We start from the raw sequence: 18882 nt of genomic DNA on the forward strand, positions 1-18882 counted from the left end.
CATGGCGAAGTTGCGCTCGCCGGGAACGCGGCCGTCTGTCGTCCGAGGGCGTGCGGAAGGGGCCCGGCGGGGGTGGCGAGAGCCGCCCGGGGCGGGTCCGGCCGTCGGCGCTGTTCCAGAAGGAACTCACCCTGGAACAGCGCCACTTGGCGGTGCCGTCGCGCCCCTCAGTACGCGTAGAACCCCGACCCCGACTTCCGCCCCAGCCGCCCCGCGTCGACCATGCGGGCGAGCAGCGGCGGAGCGGCGTACAGCGGCTCCTTGTACTCGTGGTACATCGACTCGGCGACCGAGGCCACGGTGTCCAGGCCGATCAGGTCGGTGAGCTTGAGGGGGCCCATGGGGTGGGCGCAGCCCATTTCCATGCCGTTGTCGATGTCCTCGCGGCTGGCGATGCCCGACTCGAACATCCGGATCGCGGAGAGCAGGTAGGGGATGAGCAGGGCGTTGACGACGAAGCCGGAGCGGTCCTGGGCGCGGATCGCATGCTTGCCCAGGACGTCCTGCACCAGTGCCTCGGAGCGCTTGATGGTCTCCTCGCCGGTGGTCAGGGCGGGGATCAGCTCGACGAGCTTCTGCACCGGTGCCGGGTTGAAGAAGTGGATCCCGATGACCTGGTCGGGGCGGGAGGTGGCGACCGCCAGCTTCACCAGTGGGATCGACGAGGTGTTGGAGGCCAGGATGGCGTCCGGACGGGTGATCACCTGGTCGAGGACCTGGAAGATCTCGGTCTTGACCTGCTCGTTCTCCACCACGGCCTCGATGACGAGATCGCGGTCGGCGAACTCCCCGAGATCGGTGGTGAAGCTGAGCCGGCCGAGTGTCGCGTCGCGCTCCGCGGCGGTGATCTTGCCGCGCTCGGCGGCCTTGCCGAGGGAGTTGGTCAACCGAGTACGACCCAGCTCCAGAGCCTCGCCGGTGGTCTCGGCGACCATGACGTCCAGTCCGGCGCGGGCGCACACCTCGGCGATGCCTGCGCCCATCTGGCCGCAGCCGACCACTCCGACGCGTTCGATGTCGGTCACATCGTGCCTTTCGCTGATCTTCAGGACCGGCGGTACGCCGTAAGGGTCCGGCACCCGCCTCGGCCCCGACGTTACTCCGCGCGGTGCTGGGCCACGGCTGCCGGGGCGGGCATTCTGAGCCCTCAGGACCGGACGAACCGGATGACTTGGGGACATTTGATGAGACGGATCACCCGCCGAACCTTCGCCGCCGCCGCGCTGGGGACCGCGGCCTCTTCCCTGCTCACCACGGGGGCGGCGCCGTCCGCGAGCGGGGCGCCGCGGCGCGAGCTGCGCGGGATGTGGCTGGCGACCGTCGCCAACCTCGACTGGCCCTCCAGCGCGAAGCTCAAACCCGCCGAGCAACAGCGCGAACTGCGCGCCCTCTTGGACACCGCCGTCGCCCGCCGGCTCAATACGGTGTTCTTCCAGGTGCGGCCCACCGCGGACGCCCTGTGGCCGTCCCCGTACGAGCCCTGGGCGCAGTACCTGACCGGCCAGCAGGGCCGCGACCCCGGCTGGGACCCCCTCGACTTCGCGGTCGGTGAGGCGCACCGGCGGGGCCTTGAGCTGCATGCCTGGTTCAATCCGTACCGGGTCGCCAACCACACCGACCCCGGCCGGCTCACCCCGGACCACCCGGCCCGCCGGCACCCGGGCTGGGTCCTCCCGTACGGGGGCAAGCTCTACTACAACCCCGGACTGCCGGAGGTCCGCGACTTCGTCCAGGACGCGATGCTCGACGCGGTGCGGCGCTACCCCGTCGACGGGGTGCACTTCGACGACTACTTCTATCCGTATCCGGTCGCCGGGCAGCGCTTCGATGACGACGCGGAGTTCGAGGAGTACGGCAGCGGCTTCGCGAACCGGGCCGCCTGGCGGCGGGACAACATCGACCGGCTGGTGTACGAGATGGCCCGGAAGCTCCAGGACGGGAACGAGCGGGAGGGGCGCCGGGTGCGGTTCGGGGTCAGCCCGTTCGCGGTCTGGCGCAACCAGAGCACCGACCCGCAGGGCTCCCGTACCAAGGCCGGGGTGCAGACCTACGACGATCTGTACGCCGACACCCGCCGCTGGGTGCGCGAGGGCTGGCTGGACTACATCGTGCCGCAGGTCTACTGGCCCCTCGGCTCCACGCCCGCCGACTACGCCGAACTCGTGCCCTGGTGGGCGCGGACCGTCGACGGCACGGACGTGGACCTCTACATCGGCGAGGCCCTCTACAAGGCGGGTGACACCCAGCCCGCTGCCTGGAAGGACCCGGCCGAACTCTCCCGCCATCTGACCTTCGCCCGCCGCTATCCGCAGGTGGGCGGCCATGTCTACTTCTCGGCCAAGGAGGTGGCCAGGGACCGGGTGGGGGCCATGGCGCGGGTCGTGCGCGACCACTACGGCAGCGCGGCACGGGGATAGGTCCCTGCACGCGGAAAGGCCCGTCCCTCAGGGCAGGCCCTGGTCGCGGCCCGCGCGGGCGGTGGCGTCGTCCGCGCGGCCGCGGTGGCGATCCGCGTACGGGTCCGTGTACGGGGTCCGGCTACCGGCCGGGTCCGCGTACGGGGTCCGGCTAGCGGCTACCGGCCGCTGTCCACGTCCGTGGTCTTGCCGTGCCGGACGACGCAGTCGGGGCCGGGCGACATGATCGCCTCATGCCCGTCCTCGGCGCGGACACGGTAGGGCGGGTCGCCGTTCGTGCCCAGTACCTCAATGATCTCGACAACCCTGTCGTGATGCCCGACGGTCCTGCCGTGCACCACCAGCCGGTCGCCCCTGCTTGCGTGCATAAGGGTCCTCCCCGCTTCGGGGCGGCCGTGCGACCGGTTCGGCCGACAGCATGGCGGCCAACGGTTGAACGGCCAACGGTTTCAACGGTTTACGGGCCTGGAGCAGCCCGGGACGGCGGTATCTGCCTTCGCGGCAAGTTTACGTCCGGAGGGGGCGGCCGCACCCGGTAAGTGGTGGTTCGCCCCCTTCCGGTGGCCGGCCGCCGGTCAACCGCGGGCCCGCTGGGTGACCGCGATGCACGCCAGGACCGCCAGTGCGGCCGCCGGAGCGGCCGGCGGCAGCCGCTCGCCCAGCAGCAGTACGGACCAGATCAGGGTCAGCAGCGGCTGGGCGAGCTGGAGCTGGCTCGCCTTGTGGATGCCGATCGCGGCCATCCCGCGGTACCAGACGACCATCCCGAGGAACTGGGAGCCGAACGCCAGCCACAGCAGCCCGCTGACCGAGTGAGCCGTGAGCCGCAAGGGCTCGGTGGACAGCGCCAGCGCGGCGCCCGCCACCGTCACCGGCAGCACCAGAACCAGCGCCCAGCCGATCACCTGCCAGCCCGGCATATGGCGGGCCAGTCGGCCGCCCTCGGTGTAGCCGGCCGCGCACACCAGCAGTGCCGCGAACAGCAGCAGATCGCCGCGGCCCGGCGCCCCGCCGCTCTGCTGCACCGCGAAGCCGATGACGATGACGGCGCCGACCAGCGAGGCGATCCAGAACGTCCGGGAGGGCCGCACCCCGGTCCGTACGGCCGAGCAGGCGGCGGTGGTCAGCGGCAGCAGGCCGACCACGACGGCCGCATGCGAGGTGGTGGAGGTCTGCAGGGCGAGCGTGGTCAGCAGCGGAAAACCGAGCACGACACCGCCCGCGACCACCGCGATCCCCGCCCAGTGCCGCCGCTCCGGGAGACGCACCCGGAAGACGGCGAGCGCGCCCCCCGCCACTACGGCGGCCAGCACGCTGCGCAGCATCACCACCGTCCAGGGGCCCATGCCCTCCAGCGCCCAGGCGGTCCCGGGGAAGGTGAGCGAGAAGGCGGCCACACCGAGGGCGGCGAGCAGGGCGCCACGGCCGACGAGGGCGCCGCGGGCGGTGGCGGCGGGAGCCGTCGGGGTGTCCAGGCCGACTGAGGCGGCAGTCTTCGTCGTGCCCTGGCCGCCGGCGTCCGGGGTGCTGACCGCTATCGTGGCAGTGGCGGTAGCGCTATCGTTGTCTTCCATGCAACAGCGTAGCAGTGGGACCGAACTGGCCGCGATCCTGCGTACGGAGCTGAATCGCTACTCTCCCGGAGAGAAGCTGCCATCGAGCCGTGCGCTGGTGGAGCGGCACCGGGTGAGTCCGGTGACCGTCTCCCGGGCGCTCGCCGAGCTGGCGGCGGAGGGTCTGGTCACCACCCGGCCGGGCGCCGGGGCCTTCCGGGCCGAACCGCGCAGCGAGGCGCCCCGGCCGGTCGACACCTCCTGGCAGGAGATCGCGCTGAGCGCGGAGCCGGCCGGCGACCAGGTGCCGCGCAGCGTCGACGCCTCGGGCGTGGTCGCCACGCTCGGTGTTCCGGGCCCCGGCGTCATCGAGCTCAACGGCGGCTATCTGCACTCCGATCTGCAGCCCGAACGCGCCCTGGGCGCCGCACTGGCGCGCGCCGGACGCCGCCCGGGTGCCTGGGGGCGGCCGCCGGTCGAAGGGGTGCCGGAGCTGCGGGCCTGGTTCGCGCGGGAGATCGCCGGGGCCGGCGGACCGCTCGCCGCCAGCGATGTCCTGGTCACCGCGGGCGGCCAGAGCGCGCTGACCGCCGCGCTGCGGGCCCTCGCCGCGCCCGGCGCCCCGGTGCTGGTCGAGTCCCCGACCTATCCGGGCATGCTGGCGGTGGCCCGCGCCTCCGGGCTGCGGCCGGTGCCGGTACCGCTCGATGCGGACGGGGTCCGTACGGATCTGCTCGCCGACGCCTTCCGTGCCAGCGGCGCACGGCTCTTCGTCTGCCAGCCGCTCTTCCAGAACCCGACCGGCGCGGTGCTCGCCGCGGAGCGGCGGCGCGAGGTGCTGCGGGTGGCGCGGGCCGCGGGCGCCTTCGTGATCGAGGACGACTTCGCGCGGCTGCTGGTCCACGGTGACGCGCCCACGCTCCCGCCGACCCTGATCGAGGACGACCAGGACGGCACGGTCGTCCATGTCCGCTCGCTGACCAAGGCCACCTCGGCCAATCTGCGGGTGGGCGCCCTGGCGGCCCGCGGCCCGGTGCTCGACCGGCTGCGCGCCATCCAGGTCGTCGACAGCTTCTTCGTGCCCCGGCCGCTGCAGGAAGCCGCCCTGGAACTCGTAGGATCGCCCGCCTGGCCCCGCCATCTGCGGCTGATCGCGGGGGAGTTGACCGCCCGCCGCAATGCCCTCACCACCGCGCTGCACCAGGAGCTGCCCGCGCTCGCCGGGCAGGAAGCGGGGCCGGGGCCGGCCCATGGCCATGACCCGGCGCGCGGCGGCCTGTACGTCCCGCCGGGCGGCTACCACCTCTGGCTTCGGCTGCCGGACGGTACCGATGAGGCGGCTCTGACCGGTGCGGCGCTGCGGGCGGGCGTCGCGGTCGCGGCCGGCCGCCCGTACTTCGCCGCCGAGCCGCCGGCCGCCCATCTGCGGCTGAGCTTCGCGTCGGCATCCGGCACCGGCGAGATCACGGAGGGCGTGCGCCGGCTCCGGACGGCGTGCGAGGAGCTGGGAGTGCCGGTGCGCTGAGGGCGGGGGAGCGGCGAGCCCGCCACCGGCCATCGGCCCCCGCCCCTCGCGTACGGGGTCGACGCCGCCGCCGCCCTTCTGCCAACCTCCCGGCATGAATGCTCACGCCCTCGACGGCTACGAGATCTCCACCGACCCGGCCCGCCTGGACGCCGACCTGGTCCACCACTGGCTCGCCACCGACTCCTACTGGGCCGTGGACCGCCCCCGGGAACTGCATGACCGCGCCGTCGCGGGCTCGCTCAACTTCGGTCTGTACGCGTCCGGTTCCGGCCGCCAGGCCGGGTACGCCCGGGTGGTCACCGACCACGCCACCTTCGCCTGGCTCTGCGACGTCTACATCTGCCGCGACGACCGCGGCAAGGGCCTGGGCACGGCACTGATCGAGGCCATCGCCGACCATATGACGCCCAGCGGGCTGAACCGGCTGACGCTCGCCACCAAGGACGCCCACGGGGTGTACGAAAAGGTCGGTTTCCGCACCCTGGTCTCCCCGGAACAGTGGATGACCCTGGGGCTGATCGACCCAGGTGCTGTCGAAGTGTGATCAAGGCGGGCACCACGGGCGATCTTGCTCTTACCATCGCCGCATGAACGTTCGACTCAAGCTGCTCGCCGCGGCCCGTAACTCCTCGCTGTTGGCGACGCGGTTCGAGGACGACCGCCCGCTCGACGCCACGGGATGGCACGAGGCAGCGCGGGCGGCCCCCGTACTGTGCCGGCTCGCCGCCGCCGAACTCCGCTACTGCTCACCGACCGCCCGCTGTCGGCAGACCGGGGAGGTCCTCGGTCTCCGGCCGCTGGCCCAGCCGGCGCTGCGCGACTGCGACATGGGGCGCTGGCGCGGCCGGACGCTGGGCGAGGTGACCGCCGCCGAACCCCGCGCGGTGGAGGCATGGCTGGCCGATCCGCGCTCCGCACCGCACGGCGGGGAGTCGCTGACGGCGTTCATCACCCGGATCGGCCGCTGGCTGGACACCCGGCCCGCCGAGGACGCCGCCGGGCTGGTCGCCGTCGCCGAACCCGCCGTGGTCCGCGCCGCCCTGGTCTATGTGTTCCGGGCCCCGCCGCACGCGTACTGGCGCATCGATGTCCAGCCGCTCTCGGTGACCACCCTTACCGGCCGGTCCGGCAAGTGGGACCTCCTGCTGGAGGCGTGAGCCGACGCCCGGTCACCCGCCGCCGTGCGCCGGGGGCATGCCCTGGCCGCCCGGCGGCACCACCCGGAAAGCCCAGCCGCCGGGTTCCGCCGTCCGGGGCGTGCACACCCCTGTGACCTGCGGAAAGACCAGGAAGGCAGGTGGCTTCGGGGGCAGTTGGCCCCGGGCGGCGGACCTCATCGAGGTGCGTACCGCCGGGCCGGGCGCTTCGCTCGGTTTATGCATATACGCCAGATTCCTCTGTACGCGCTGGCGGCCGGCGCGCTGGCGGTGTCCGTCCTGCTGTTCGGAGACGACGACGGTGCGGACGCCGCCACCGAGGCCGCCTCCGGGACGGTGACCGGGACCGTCACCGAGGCCACCCCCGCCGTGGACACCGCGCACGCGGTGGTCGTCGAGCCCGACCCGGTGGCTCCGGGCGGGGCCTTCTCCGTCCACGACGGCGGCAGCTGCTCGGGCGACACCGCGGACGCCACCTTCGACGGTGCGGACATCCCCGCGATGCGGCTGACCTCCGGGAGCGACGGGATGGGCGGCAGCGCGATCCTGCCGGCGGGCACCGCGCCCGGCTCGTACGGGGTCACCATCACCTGCGGCGGCAGGTCCGGAGCCCGGCAGAGCGCCACGGGCGCGGACCGGGCCCGTACCGAGGGAGACGGCGAGGCATACGGCGAGACGGACGGCACGCAGCAGGGCGACACCGGCGGCGGACGGCGCGGAAAGGAATCCGGCGACGGCCGCCGGACCCTCACCGGCACCATGGTCGTCTCCGGTGACGACGGGGAGGTCATACCGCAGGGCGGCGCGGACACCGGCTTCGGCGGTGCGGCGGGCGCCGGCCGGGCGGCCACCGCGCTCGGCGGAGTGGTGCTGCTGGCCGCGGCCGGCGGGAGCGCCCTGGTCCGCAGGCGGCGGGCCCGCGGCGACCGGAGCTGACGGCGGTGAGCGGGCATCCGCCGCGGCGCGCCCTCCTCCTCGGTCTCCTCACGGCCCTCGCGGCGGCGGGCGTGCTCGCGCTGACCGCCGCCCGGCTCCGCGACCGTGACGCCACCAGCGAGGTCGACGGCGGCACCCACACCGTGCTGCGCACCGAGATCGCCAGAACGCTCAGCGGCCAGCTCACCCTGCCGTTCCGCAACGGCCCCGACGCGGTGCACTGCTCCGGCGACCTGCGGCCCGTGCGGTACGACGCGGTGCGCTGCACGGCGCACTTCCCGATCGGCCTGAACCGCCATCTGACCGTCGAGGTCACCCGCGTCCGCCACAACCTGGTCACCTACCGGCGCCACTCCCTGCCCCGCTGACCTGCGGCGGCCGCACACGGCGGGGCCTCGCGGGCGGCCCCTACGGCTTCAGATCCAGAGCGGCCAGCCCCGACCCGTCCATCAGGAACGGCACCGAGTCATGGGTGTGGGTGATCCGCCAGCTGCCGTCGACCTTGCGCAGGCCGACGGTGGACCGGCTCCACAGCTCCACCTCGAAGCCGTCGGTCTTCGTCCCGTGCATCCGGTTGATGCTGTGGCCGAACGCGACCTCGTCGCCGACCGTGAGGTCGAGCTGGGTCAGCGTCACCTCGATCGGCCCGTCCCAGGTCGCGTACCAGTCCTCGACGGCTTGCCGGTCGAGCGCCTCGGGCCCCTTGTACTGCAACGGCGGGGCGAGACTGAAGTCCACGAGGTCCGGCGCACAGGGCGCCAGGAACCGCCGGGCGTCCCGCTCCTTGGTCGCCGCCGCCCGGTCCTCCAGCAGCTCCCGGATCAGTGCCTCGTCCGTCGTGCGGTCGATGCCGGTGGTCGTGTCGGTGGTCGTGTCGATGGTCATGAGGGGTCCTCCCGTAGGACGGCGCCGCGGCGCGCGGAATCTCTGTCCAACGGGTAGACCCCGGCGGGCACGCAAACTCATCGGCGGGAGCCTCGCGCGCCCCCGGGACGGTGGCCCGCGGCCCCGGAGAGCTGCCAGGAACCCCTACGGGACCCCTGCAGAACCCCTACGGACCGAGCCGCACCGCCGTCCGCCCCCGCGTCAGCCAGGCGTTCGCCGCCTCGACCCGGCCGTTCACCCGCAGCTTGGCGTAGGCGTGCTCCAGGTGCTTGTCGACGGTGCGTGGGCTGATCGCCAGCCGGTGGGCGATCTGCTGGTTCGTCAACCCCCGGGCGAGCAGGGCCAGTACGGCCGACTCGCGGTGGGTGACGGGGGAGGGCGGGGGGACCGGCGGGGCGAGCCGGTGGAGTACCCGGCTGAGCCGGGTGCGCAGCAGGGCGGCGGCCGCCACGTCGTCGTCGGAGAAGTCGCTGCCGTCGCGGCTGATCGCCACACAGACCTTCCGCGGCCGGCCGGCGGCGTAGCCCGCGGGGAACGACATCGCCAGCTGCTGCTCGGCACCGAACGGCCGGTAGACCTCGGCGTAGGCGGCGAGGGCATGGAACTCGGCGCGGGTCTGGAGTGTGGAGCGCCGCATCGGGGTGCCGGGGCCGAGGGTGGTGTGGGTGACGAGGGAGTCCGCCGCCGCATGCCGGGCGAACGCCGCCTGGATGTCCGGGGTCAGCAGCCCGGCGGGCAGGGTGAGCGGCCGCTCCGCGGTGCCGGCGCGCGGGGACCAGACGATGCTGTCGCCGGGAACGGCGCCGAGCAGCAGCGGAAGCAGTGCCGGAACAAGGGTTTCCTCATCGACGGCATCGATCAAGAGGTCCACGACGGCGAGAATGCGTCGCAGGCCGGCCTCCGCGGCCGCGCTCATATCTCCAGCGTGCCGAGGGGGCCAAGGCCCGTCAAACGGGGGCCACCCGGCCGGCCGGGGGAAGACCGGCCGGGCGCGTCAGGCGCTAACGCCCGACGGCATAGACGCGGTTGAGGGGGCTCTCTGCGGCGAGTCGCCAATGGTGGAGTCCGGCCTCGTCGGCGATCTCCCGCATGACCTCCTCACCCGCGTGGTTTCCCAGTGCCTGCGGACCGTGCTGGGCCAGCGCGGACGGCAGACAGACGGCGACCGAGGAGGCGGTCACCGCCCGGCCGATGGGGTTCGCGTTTTCCTGGACCTTCTCCGAGGCGTTCGGCTCGACGACCATGCAGGTCCCGCCGTAGGCCAGCGCCTGCTCGGCGTGGTGCAGCGCACCGCCCGGATCGCCGGTGTCGTGCAGACAGTCGAAGAACGTGATCAGGTCGAAGTCCTCGCCCGGGAAGTCCTGGGCGGTGGCGACCTCGAAGCTGACCCGGTCGGCCAGCCCCTCCTCGTCCGCGATGCCACGGGCCGCCTCGATGGACGGGCGGTGGAAGTCGAAGCCGTGGAAGTGCGACCGGGGGAAGGCCCGCGCCATCAGCGTCGTGGAGTAGCCGTAGCCGCACCCCACGTCCGCAACCTGCGCACCGCGCTCCAGCTTCTCCCGCACGTCGGCCATCGCGCTCAGCCACTCCGGGACCAGCGAGGCCGCGTAGCCGGGCCGGAAGAACTTGGCGGTACCGGCGAACAGCGCCGGGCCGTGTTCCTCCCAGCCGACGCCCTCGCCGGTGCGAAACGCCTCGATGAGCGCGTCCTCGGTGGCGTAGAGCGCCTGCATCGCGGTGAAGAAGCCCGCCGCGTACGTGGGCAGTTCCGGGTCCGCCAGCACCGCGGCGTGCTCGGCGGGCAGCAGGTAGGTGTCGGTGTCGGGTGCGTAGGTGACGTACTCCCCGGCGACCTGGGCGGCCAGCCACTCCCGGACGTAGCGCTCGACCAGCCCGGTGCGGGCGGCGAGCTGGGCCGAGGTGAGCGGACCGGCATCCGCCATGGCCGCGTACAGCCCGAGCCGGTCGCCGAGCGAGGTGCACAGACCGGCGACCGCGGCACCGCTGTCGGTGATCACTCTGTCCAGGAACTCCTGCACCCGCTCCTGGTCCAGAGCCGCCCCCGGGCCGCCACCGGCGGATGCCGCCATGTCTCCCACCTCCTCGTCCACCCCACTGCACCAGCCCGGCAACCCCGCGCGCCATACGGGATTCCCCGTATACGCCCGGCGGCGGCGAGGGTCACGACGGGGCCGGCCGTCAGGAGGCGGGGACGGGCCCGCCCGGCCGGAACCGCTCCACCCCGACGATGTGCCGCACCTTGACCGGCCGCACGATCACCGCGACCCGCTGCTCACCCGGCATGAGCCACTCAAAGCGTTCGCTGCCCAGGTATTTGCGGGCGAGCCGGTCCATCCGCTCATGCGCCTCGTCGCCTTCGATGAAGCGGGCCACCTCACCACTGATCTGTACACGGTCGAAGGGATCGGTGGCATCCGCGTGCGAGAGGTAGACCCGGGGATCGCGGCGCAGGTTCTCCTCCTTCACCCGCCCCACCGAGGTGTTGAACATCAGCTCCCCGTCTCCCTCCAGATCCACCCACATCGGGCTGACCTGCGGTGCTCCGTCGGCGAACACGGTGCCGACGTACCAGATGTTGGGGGCTTGCAGCCGGGCGCGGACGGCTTCGCTGAGTGTCACAGTCATCCCGCGAGGCTACCAACCATGATCAATAAGGCGGTTCGCGGGAGCCGTGCATCCCGACGAGCGAAGCCGAGCCCTTCCCTGGCTCCCGGCTTCCGGCCGCATTGGCCCCTGGCTTCCGGCCGCAGACCTGCCGGAAGCCGGTGCCCCTCAATGCCCGACGGTCCGTCAGAAGTCGTACGGCTTCTTGGTGTTCCAGTTCAGCACGTCGGCCTCGTTCCAGCTGAACTGCGGCTTGTCGCCCTTGATGGCGACGGAGTAGGACGGGCCGTCGTGACCGTCGGCGCCGCGCAGGGCGAGGGAGAACGACTGTGCCGTGTGGTTCTTCGAGCCGTAGTCGAAGAGGTTCACCGCGCTGTATACCTTGCCGCCGGGCTGGAGCGTGATGTGCTTGTCGCCGCCCGAGGGGTCCTTCTTGGAGTGCGGCAGCGCGGTGCTGTCGACGTCGCCGAGCTTCACGGTCGGGTACGAGGTGACCCAGCACGGCTTGCTGCCCTTGTTGGACGCGGTGACCAGCAGGTGCTCGCCCTGCTGCCCGGCGAACCGGTGCTCCGCGGTGAGCAGCATCTCGTCGCCGCGGCACTGCTCGGCACCGGCCGTGGTGCCGTCGCCCGCGGCCTCGTCCGTCCCGCCCGAGGCGTTCGTCGAGCGCGCACCGCCCTTGGCGTCACCGCCGCTGTTGACCTGCGCCGAGCCGCCCGCCGCCTTCGAGTCCGCGTCGGCGCCACCGCAGGCGGTCAGGCCCAGCGCCAGCGCGGCGGTGACGGCGGCCAGGGCGGCGGTACGAATCCGGGAAGTACGCATGATCGGGTTCCCCCTGCATCTCGTGCGGGAGTCTTCTTGGCCGTTCCCGCGGTGTGGACACCACTTTTCCCGGGGCCGCTGACGTTCTGGAAACGCCTCACTGACGTTCCGCAAACGCACCGCGCCAACGGGTGACGCCACCCGCTCAAACGCTCAGTCGCCTGCGAAAAGGCCCTCGCCCCGCACCCCGGTCATTGCATAAAACTGCTGTATTCCGTATAGTCATGCCATCGAGGAGGAGGGTCCATGACGGTACGAGCAGCAGTGGCCGGTGCGAGTGGGTACGCCGGGGGTGAAGTGCTGCGCCTGCTTCTGGGACATCCGGAGGTGGAGATCGGCGCGCTGACCGGGCACTCCAACGCCGGGCAGCGCCTGGGTGCGCTGCAGCCGCAGCTGGCGCCGCTGGCCGACCGGGTACTCCAGCCGACCACCACCGAGGCGCTGGCCGGGCACGATGTCGTGTTTCTCGCGCTGCCGCACGGCCAGTCCGCCGCGGTCGCCGAGGAGCTGGGGCCCGAGGTCCTCGTCGTGGACTGCGGCGCCGACTTCCGGCTGAGCGACGCCACGGACTGGGAGGCGTTCTACGGCTCGGCCCACGCGGGCACCTGGCCGTACGGCCTCCCGGAGCTGCCCGGGGGCCGCGCCGCGCTCCAGGGGACCCGGCGTATCGCGGTCCCGGGCTGCTACCCCACCGCCGTCTCGCTCGCCCTGTTCCCCGCGTACGCGGACCGGCTCGCCGAGCCCGAGGCCGTGATCGTCGCGGCCACCGGCACCTCCGGCGCGGGCAAGGCCCTCAAGCCGCATCTGCTGGGCTCCGAGGTCATGGGCTCGATGAGCCCGTACGGCGTCGGCGGCGGCCACCGGCACACCCCCGAGATGATCCAGAACCTGAGCGCGGTGGCCGGCGAGCGCGTCAGCGTCTCCTTCACCCCGACCCTGGCCCCCATGTCGCGCGGCATCCTCGCCACCTGCTCGGCGAAGGCGAAGCCCGGGGTGGACGCCGCCGCCGTACGGGCCGCGTACGAGAAGGCGCTGGCCGATGAGCCGTTCCTGCGGCTGCTGCCGGAGGGCCAGTGGCCGTCGACCGCCGCCGTGTACGGCTCCAACACCGCCCAGATCCAGGTGACCCTTGACGCGGCGGCCGGCCGGATCATCGCGATCAGCGCCGTCGACAACCTCACCAAGGGGACCGCGGGCGGCGCGGTGCAGAGCATGAACATCGCCCTGGGCCTCCCCGAGGAGACCGGGCTCCCGAAGGTCGGGGTCGCGCCGTGACCCGGACCGGGACGGGACAGCAAGGCGTGACCGGCGGGGCCGGAGAAGCGACGGAGGACGAGCAGTGAGCGTGACGGCAGCACAGGGATTCACGGCGGCGGGCATCGCCGCCGGGATCAAGGAGGGCGGCGGCCCGGACCTCGCCCTCGTGGTGAACAACGGGCCCCGACGCGCCGCCGCCGGTGTCTTCACCTCCAACCGCGTCAAGGCGGCACCGGTCGTCTGGTCGGAGCAGGTCCTCAAGGGCGGTACGGTCTCCGCCGTCGTCCTCAACTCCGGTGGCGCCAACGCCTGTACGGGCCCGCTCGGCTTCCAGGACACCCACGCCACCGCGGAGAAGGCCGCCGAGGCGCTCGACGGACACAGCGCCGGTGAGGTGGCGGTCGCCTCCACCGGGCTGATCGGCCTGCGGCTCCCGATGGACAAGCTGCTGCCCGGCATCGACACGGCGGTCGCCCAGCTGACCGAGCACGGCGGCGAGAAGGCCGCCATCGCCATCAAGACCACCGACAGCGTGCACAAGACCGCCGTGGTCACCCGGGACGGGTGGACCGTCGGCGGGATGGCCAAGGGCGCCGGCATGCTCGCCCCGGGCCTGGCCACCATGCTCGTCGTGCTGACCACGGACGCCGATCTGCCGGCCGCCGCACTCGACACGGCGCTGCGGGCGGCGACCCGTACCACCTTCGACCGGATCGACTCCGACGGCTGCATGTCGACCAACGACACGGTGCTGCTGCTCGCCTCCGGCGCCTCCGGCGTCACACCTGCCGCCGACGAGTTCGCCGAGGCGGTCCGCGCGGTCTGCGACGACCTCGCCCGGCAGCTGATCGGGGACGCCGAGGGCGCCAGCAAGGACATCCGGATCGAGGTCGTGGGCGCGGCGAGCGAGGACGACGCGGTCGAGGTCGGCCGCTCCATCGCCCGTAACAACCTCCTCAAGTGCGCCCTGCACGGCGAGGACCCCAACTGGGGCCGGGTGCTCTCCGCCATCGGCACCACCTCCGCCGTCTTCGAGCCCGACCAGCTGAACGTCGCCATCAACGGCATCTGGGTCTGCAAGAACGGCTCCGTGGGGGAGGACCGCGAGCTGGTCGACATGCGCTACCGGGAGGTCCGTATCACCGCCGACCTCGCCGCCGGCACCGAGTCCGCGGTCATCTGGGCCAACGACCTCACCGCCGACTACGTCCACGAGAACAGCGCGTATTCGTCATGAGCAGGCAAGCAGCGGAAAGCGAGGCCGGGGCATGAGTGCCCGCAAGCACACGGCGCTGCCCAAGGCGCGCACCCTCATCGAGGCGCTGCCCTGGCTGACCCGCCACCACGGCAAGACCGTCGTCATCAAGTTCGGCGGCAACGCCATGGTCGACGAGGAGCTCAAGCGCGCCTTCGCCCAGGACGTGGTCTTCCTGCGGCACGCCGGACTGCGCCCCGTCGTGGTGCACGGCGGCGGCCCGCAGATCAGCGCCCAGCTGGATCTGCTCGGCCTGGAGTCGGAGTTCAAGGCCGGGCTGCGGGTCACCACACCCGAGGCGATGAACGTCGTACGGATGGTGCTGGCCGGCCAGGTGCAGCGCGAACTGGTCGGACTGCTCAACGAGCACGGCCCGCTCGCCGTCGGCATGACCGGCGAGGACGCCCATCTGATGGCCGCGACCAAGCACTTCGCGCAGGTCGACGGCGAGCGGGTGGACATCGGCCGGGTCGGCGAGATCACCGCCATCGACCCCGGCGCGGTGCAGGCGCTGCTGGACGACGGCCGGATCCCGGTCATCTCCTCCATCGCCCGCAGCAGCGACGAGGAGGACGCCGCCTCCGGGGCCTCCGGCATCTTCAACGTCAACGCCGACACCGCGGCGGCCGCCCTGGCCGCCGCCCTCGGCGCCGAGACGCTGATGGTGCTCACCGACGTCGAGGGCCTCTACGAGGACTGGCCCAACAGCGACGAGGTGATCTCCCGCCTCACCGCCACCGAACTGGAGACGCTGCTGCCCGACCTGGCCAGCGGCATGGTCCCCAAGATGCGGGGCTGTCTGCACGCCGTCCGTAACGGAGTGCACACCGCCCGGGTCCTCGACGGTCGGGTCCAGCACTCGATCCTGCTGGAGATCTTCACCGACGAAGGAATCGGCACGATGGTCGTGCCGGACGCGAACACGATCGAGGGGGCGACATGAGCGACGCGGCACACACCCACGGCCCGGCGACCAACGAGGGCCTCACCGGGCGCTGGCAGGGCGCCATGATGCACAACTTCGGCACCCCGCGCGTCCCGCTGGTCCGCGGCGAGGGCGCCACCGTATGGGACGCCGACGGCAACGCCTACCTCGACTTCCTCGGCGGCATCGCGGTCAACGCCCTCGGGCACGCCCACCCGGCGGTGGTCCGCGCGGTCTCCGACCAGGTCGCCACCCTCGGCCATGTCTCGAACTTCTTCGTCGCCGAGCCCACCGTCGCCCTCGCCGAGCGGCTGCTCGCCCTGGCCGGACGCCCCGGCCGGGTCTACTTCTCCAACTCCGGCGCCGAGGCCAACGAGGCCGCCTTCAAGATCGGCCGGCTGACCGGGCGCACCCATGTCGTCTCCACCGCCGGCGGCTTCCACGGCCGGACCATGGGCGCCCTCGCGCTCACCGGCCAGCCCGCCAAGCAGGCCCCGTTCGCCCCGCTGCCCGGCGACGTCGACTACGTCCCGTACGGGGACGTGGAGGCCCTGCGCGCCGCCGTCACCACCGACACCGCCTTCGTCATCCTGGAGCCCGTCCAGGGCGAGAACGGCGTCATCGTCCCGCCGCCCGGCTACCTCCGGGCCGCCCGCGAGATCACCGCGGCTACCGGCACCCTGCTCGTCCTCGACGAGATCCAGACCGGCATCGGCCGGACCGGAAACTGGCTGGAATCGCAGGCCCAGGGCATCGAGGCGGACATCGTCACCCTCGCCAAGGGCCTCGGCGGAGGACTGCCGATCGGCGCGACACTGGCCTTCGGCCGCGCCGCCGACCTGCTCACGCCCGGTGCGCACGGCTCGACGTTCAGCGGCAACCCGGTCGTCTGCGCCGCCGCCCTCGCCGTCCTGGACACCATCGAGGCGGACGGCCTCCTGGAGAACGTCAAACGCGTCGGCGAACGGCTGCGCACCGGGACCGAGGCCCTGGAACACCCGTTGGTCAGCCAGGTCCGCGGTGCGGGGCTGCTCCTGGGTATCGTCTTGACGGAGTCGCTCGCGCCGCAGGTGCAGCAGGCGGCTCAGGACGCGGGCCTCCTGGTGAACGCGGTCGCGCCGGACGTCATCCGGCTCGCCCCGCCGCTGATCCTCACGGACGAGGAAGCGGAGGAGTTCCTCCGGAAGCTGCCCGCCGTCCTCAACACGGCCCGCCAAGGGGCCGACGGGGAACGACGAGCCGGAGACTGACGACAACGATGACCGAGCCGCAGGACAACGAGCTGCAGAACGGCGGCCAGGCCGTTCCGCAGACCCGCACCGCCCGCCACCGCCGGATCGTGGACATCCTCAACCGGCTGCCGGTCCGCTCCCAGAGCCAGCTCGCCAAGCTGCTCGCCGACGACGGCCTGTCCGTCACCCAGGCGACGCTCTCCCGCGATCTGGACGAACTGGGCGCGGTGAAGATCCGCAACACCGGCGGCGAGCTGATCTACGCGGTGCCCAGCGAAGGCGGCGACCGCAAGCCACGGGCACCGCTGGGGGAGTCCGCCAAGGAGGAGCGGATGCGCCGCCTCTCCGGCGAACTCCTCATCTCCGCCGAGGCGTCCGCCAACCTCGTGGTCCTGCGCACCCCACCGGGCGCCGCCCAGTTCCTGGCATCGGCCATCGACCAGGCCGAACTCCACGACATCCTGGGCACCATCGCCGGCGACGACACCCTGATGCTCATCAGCCGCGACCCGGCGGGCGGCCAGGCCCTCGCCGACCACCTCCTGCGCCTGGCGCAAAAGGCGCACTGACCCCCTCCGCACGCGCTCCCCAGGGCCTCTCGTCACCCCCGGAGCGCCTCGCCCCGCCCCCGGACGGCGGTTGTGCGGAGCGGCCACCCGAGCCACTCTCTCCCCGCCGAACCGCATACGGCAGGATGGCAGTTCGCGCCGGGACGTCCACCGATGTCCCGGCGCCTTCACAGCCCTAGAGACAAGCAGGTGGCATGGTGACGAGACATCACATCCGGCTCATAGCACGTCCGCTCCTCCCGGTCGCAGGAGGAGCCGGCCGGTGAACCGCGTGGTGACACTGCACGACCTGATCGTGGCCGGCGCCGCGCTCGCCGCCGGCGTCGTGGCCGGACTGCTGCTCCGGGTCGCCCTGCGCTGGCTGGGCAAACACGCCCTCAGGACCCGGTGGAGCGGGGACGACATCCTCGTCGACGCCCTGCGGGCCGTGGTGCCCTGGGCGGCCCTCACGGGCGGCCTGGCGGCGGCGGCCGCGGCACTGCCGCTGACGGCGCCGGTCGGACACACCGTCAACCGGACGCTGATGGTGCTGCTCATCCTGGTCGTCACGCTCACCGCGGCCCGGGTGATCACCGGGGTGGTGAAGGCGCTGGCGCAGTCCCGTTCCGGGGTAGCGGGATCAGCCACAATTTTCGCCAACATCACCCGCATCATCGTCCTGGCGATGGGCTTCCTGGTGGTCCTCCAGACCCTGGGCATCTCCATAGCCCCCCTGCTCACCGCCCTGGGCGTGGGCGGCCTCGCCGTCGCCCTGGCCCTCCAGGACACCCTGGCCAACCTCTTCGCAGGTGTGCACATCCTCGCCTCGAAGACCGTGCAGCCCGGTGACTACATCCGCCTCAGCAGCGGCGAGGAGGGCTATGTCGTCGACGTCAACTGGCGTAACACCGTGGTGCGCCAGCTCTCCAACAACCTGGTGATCATCCCCAACACCCAGCTGGCCGGCACCAACATGACCAACTTCACCCGCCCGGAACAGAAGTTGACGATCCTGCTGCAGGTGGGCGTCGCCTACGACAGCGACCTCGACCAGGTCGAGCGGGTCACCACCGAGGTCATCGACAGCGTGATGAAGGACGTCAACGGCGGCGACCCCGACCACGAAGCGGCCGTCCGCTTCCACACCTTCGGCGACTCCCGGATCGGCTTCACGGTGATCCTCGGCGTCGGCGAGTTCAGCGACCAGTACCGCATCAAGCACGAGTTCATCAAGCGCCTCCACCAGCGCTACCGCGACGAGGGCATCCGCATCCCCTCCCCGGCCCGCACCGTCGCCCTCCAGAAGCCGGAGGAGATCGTGATACCCCACCAGCGCGATCTGTCGGCTCCGGTACCGCCGGTGCCGTAGGACGTCCCGGCCGGCGCCGGCAAAACCTGCGGGCTGCGGCAGCCGCGGGGCCGGCGCCGGTACGGGGGGCTACAGCGGGTCGGCGGGGGGAGAGCTGACCGTCGGCGGTTACTCCTCCGCTACTCCTCCGCCTCGTGCCAAGCCACGCACACCACTTGGCCGCAACCCTTGAGGCCGCGTCACTCCCCCTCAGGTTGCTTCACCGGCACCTCGTTCGCCAGTCGCCTCTGACAGGGGCAGGCGCTGCCCCCTGCCCGACGGGGCCGGCTCGGACCGGCTCGGGCCGGCTCGGCGGACTGTTCGCCGCTTGGGTGATCCATAAGAGCCGTGACCAGAGGTGACACAACCACCGTAGGAACGATCAAGGGCCCTG

The 18882-nt window shown here is 72.4% G+C and carries 20 protein-coding genes; 12 read left to right on the plus strand and 8 right to left on the minus strand.

Annotation, left to right across the window (positions count from 1 at the left end; all coding sequences use genetic code 11):
- Positions 1-167 precede the first annotated feature (167 nt).
- Positions 168-1025 (minus strand): 3-hydroxybutyryl-CoA dehydrogenase, encoded by an 858-nt coding sequence (locus STRTU_RS29215; RefSeq protein ID WP_159747742.1) that lies wholly within the window; start codon positions 1023-1025, stop codon positions 168-170.
- Between the two features lie 159 nt (positions 1026-1184).
- Between STRTU_RS29215 and STRTU_RS29220 the strand changes: the two genes are divergently transcribed.
- On the plus strand, positions 1185-2417 hold the full coding sequence (locus STRTU_RS29220; protein ID WP_159747744.1) for a glycoside hydrolase family 10-like protein: 1233 nt from the start codon (positions 1185-1187) through the stop codon (positions 2415-2417).
- Positions 2418-2575: 158 nt separating this feature from the next.
- On the opposite strand, the gene STRTU_RS29225 is transcribed toward STRTU_RS29220, so the two are convergent.
- Positions 2576-2785, minus strand: a complete 210-nt coding sequence (locus STRTU_RS29225; RefSeq protein WP_159747746.1) for a DUF1918 domain-containing protein — start codon at positions 2783-2785, stop codon at positions 2576-2578.
- A 207-nt stretch (positions 2786-2992) separates the two neighbouring features.
- A complete protein-coding gene (locus STRTU_RS29230; protein WP_159747748.1) occupies positions 2993-3991 on the minus strand; it encodes a DMT family transporter in 999 nt (332 codons plus the stop codon).
- Between STRTU_RS29230 and STRTU_RS29235 the strand changes: the two genes are divergently transcribed.
- From STRTU_RS29235 to STRTU_RS29255, 5 genes are all read left to right on the plus strand, one after another.
- Positions 3990-5495, plus strand: coding sequence for an aminotransferase-like domain-containing protein (locus STRTU_RS29235; protein ID WP_159747750.1), 1506 nt, complete (start codon positions 3990-3992; stop codon positions 5493-5495). The two genes, STRTU_RS29230 and STRTU_RS29235, sit on opposite strands and share 2 nt — an antisense overlap.
- Before the next feature lie 94 nt (positions 5496-5589).
- Positions 5590-6042, plus strand: coding sequence for a GNAT family N-acetyltransferase (locus STRTU_RS29240; RefSeq protein WP_159747752.1), 453 nt, complete (start codon positions 5590-5592; stop codon positions 6040-6042).
- 43 nt (positions 6043-6085) lie between these two features.
- Positions 6086-6655, plus strand: a complete 570-nt coding sequence (locus STRTU_RS29245; RefSeq protein WP_159747754.1) for a histidine phosphatase family protein — start codon at positions 6086-6088, stop codon at positions 6653-6655.
- Positions 6656-6874: 219 nt separating this feature from the next.
- The gene (locus STRTU_RS29250; protein ID WP_159747756.1) at positions 6875-7591 is read left to right on the plus strand and encodes a hypothetical protein; all 717 of its coding nucleotides are present in this window, start codon (positions 6875-6877) and stop codon (positions 7589-7591) included.
- A 5-nt stretch (positions 7592-7596) separates the two neighbouring features.
- Positions 7597-7959 (plus strand): DUF4333 domain-containing protein, encoded by a 363-nt coding sequence (locus tag STRTU_RS29255; RefSeq protein ID WP_159747758.1) that lies wholly within the window; start codon positions 7597-7599, stop codon positions 7957-7959.
- Positions 7960-7999: 40 nt separating this feature from the next.
- On the opposite strand, the gene STRTU_RS29260 is transcribed toward STRTU_RS29255, so the two are convergent.
- The 5 genes from STRTU_RS29260 to STRTU_RS29280 form a co-directional block, all read right to left on the minus strand.
- On the minus strand, positions 8000-8476 hold the full coding sequence (locus STRTU_RS29260) for a YybH family protein (protein WP_159747760.1): 477 nt from the start codon (positions 8474-8476) through the stop codon (positions 8000-8002).
- A 166-nt stretch (positions 8477-8642) separates the two neighbouring features.
- Positions 8643-9392, minus strand: coding sequence for a helix-turn-helix transcriptional regulator (locus tag STRTU_RS29265; RefSeq protein WP_159747762.1), 750 nt, complete (start codon positions 9390-9392; stop codon positions 8643-8645).
- Between the two features lie 85 nt (positions 9393-9477).
- Positions 9478-10566 (minus strand): class I SAM-dependent methyltransferase, encoded by a 1089-nt coding sequence (locus tag STRTU_RS29270; protein WP_159747764.1) that lies wholly within the window; start codon positions 10564-10566, stop codon positions 9478-9480.
- A 109-nt stretch (positions 10567-10675) separates the two neighbouring features.
- Positions 10676-11122: a TIGR03618 family F420-dependent PPOX class oxidoreductase gene (locus tag STRTU_RS29275; protein WP_159747766.1), complete on the minus strand. Its 447-nt coding sequence runs from the start codon at positions 11120-11122 to the stop codon at positions 10676-10678.
- Between the two features lie 165 nt (positions 11123-11287).
- Positions 11288-11923 carry a DUF4232 domain-containing protein gene (locus tag STRTU_RS29280; protein WP_159747768.1) on the minus strand — a complete coding sequence of 212 codons (636 nt, stop codon included), beginning with the start codon at positions 11921-11923 and terminating at the stop codon, positions 11288-11290.
- 246 nt (positions 11924-12169) lie between these two features.
- Here STRTU_RS29280 and argC point away from each other — a divergent pair, with 246 nt between their 5' ends.
- The 6 genes from argC (at position 12170) to STRTU_RS29310 (ending at position 18509) form a co-directional block, all read left to right on the plus strand.
- Positions 12170-13198 (plus strand): N-acetyl-gamma-glutamyl-phosphate reductase, encoded by a 1029-nt coding sequence (gene argC / locus STRTU_RS29285; RefSeq protein ID WP_159747770.1) that lies wholly within the window; start codon positions 12170-12172, stop codon positions 13196-13198.
- A gap of 64 nt (positions 13199-13262) precedes the next feature.
- Positions 13263-14417, plus strand: a complete 1155-nt coding sequence (gene argJ, locus STRTU_RS29290; protein WP_159747772.1) for a bifunctional glutamate N-acetyltransferase/amino-acid acetyltransferase ArgJ — start codon at positions 13263-13265, stop codon at positions 14415-14417.
- A gap of 31 nt (positions 14418-14448) precedes the next feature.
- Positions 14449-15378, plus strand: coding sequence for an acetylglutamate kinase (gene argB / locus STRTU_RS29295; RefSeq protein ID WP_159747774.1), 930 nt, complete (start codon positions 14449-14451; stop codon positions 15376-15378).
- Entirely contained in the window at positions 15375-16610 is a 1236-nt protein-coding gene (locus STRTU_RS29300) for an acetylornithine transaminase (RefSeq protein ID WP_159747776.1), read from the plus strand. The genes argB and STRTU_RS29300 overlap by 4 nt, the downstream gene beginning before the upstream one ends.
- A gap of 8 nt (positions 16611-16618) precedes the next feature.
- Entirely contained in the window at positions 16619-17161 is a 543-nt protein-coding gene (locus STRTU_RS29305) for an arginine repressor (protein ID WP_159747778.1), read from the plus strand.
- A gap of 262 nt (positions 17162-17423) precedes the next feature.
- Positions 17424-18509: a mechanosensitive ion channel family protein gene (locus STRTU_RS29310; protein WP_159747780.1), complete on the plus strand. Its 1086-nt coding sequence runs from the start codon at positions 17424-17426 to the stop codon at positions 18507-18509.
- The last annotated feature ends 373 nt before the right edge of the window (positions 18510-18882 follow it).

Origin of the sequence: Streptomyces tubercidicus (assembly GCF_027497495.1) — a bacterium.
In the GTDB taxonomy this organism is placed as follows: domain Bacteria; phylum Actinomycetota; class Actinomycetes; order Streptomycetales; family Streptomycetaceae; genus Streptomyces; species Streptomyces tubercidicus.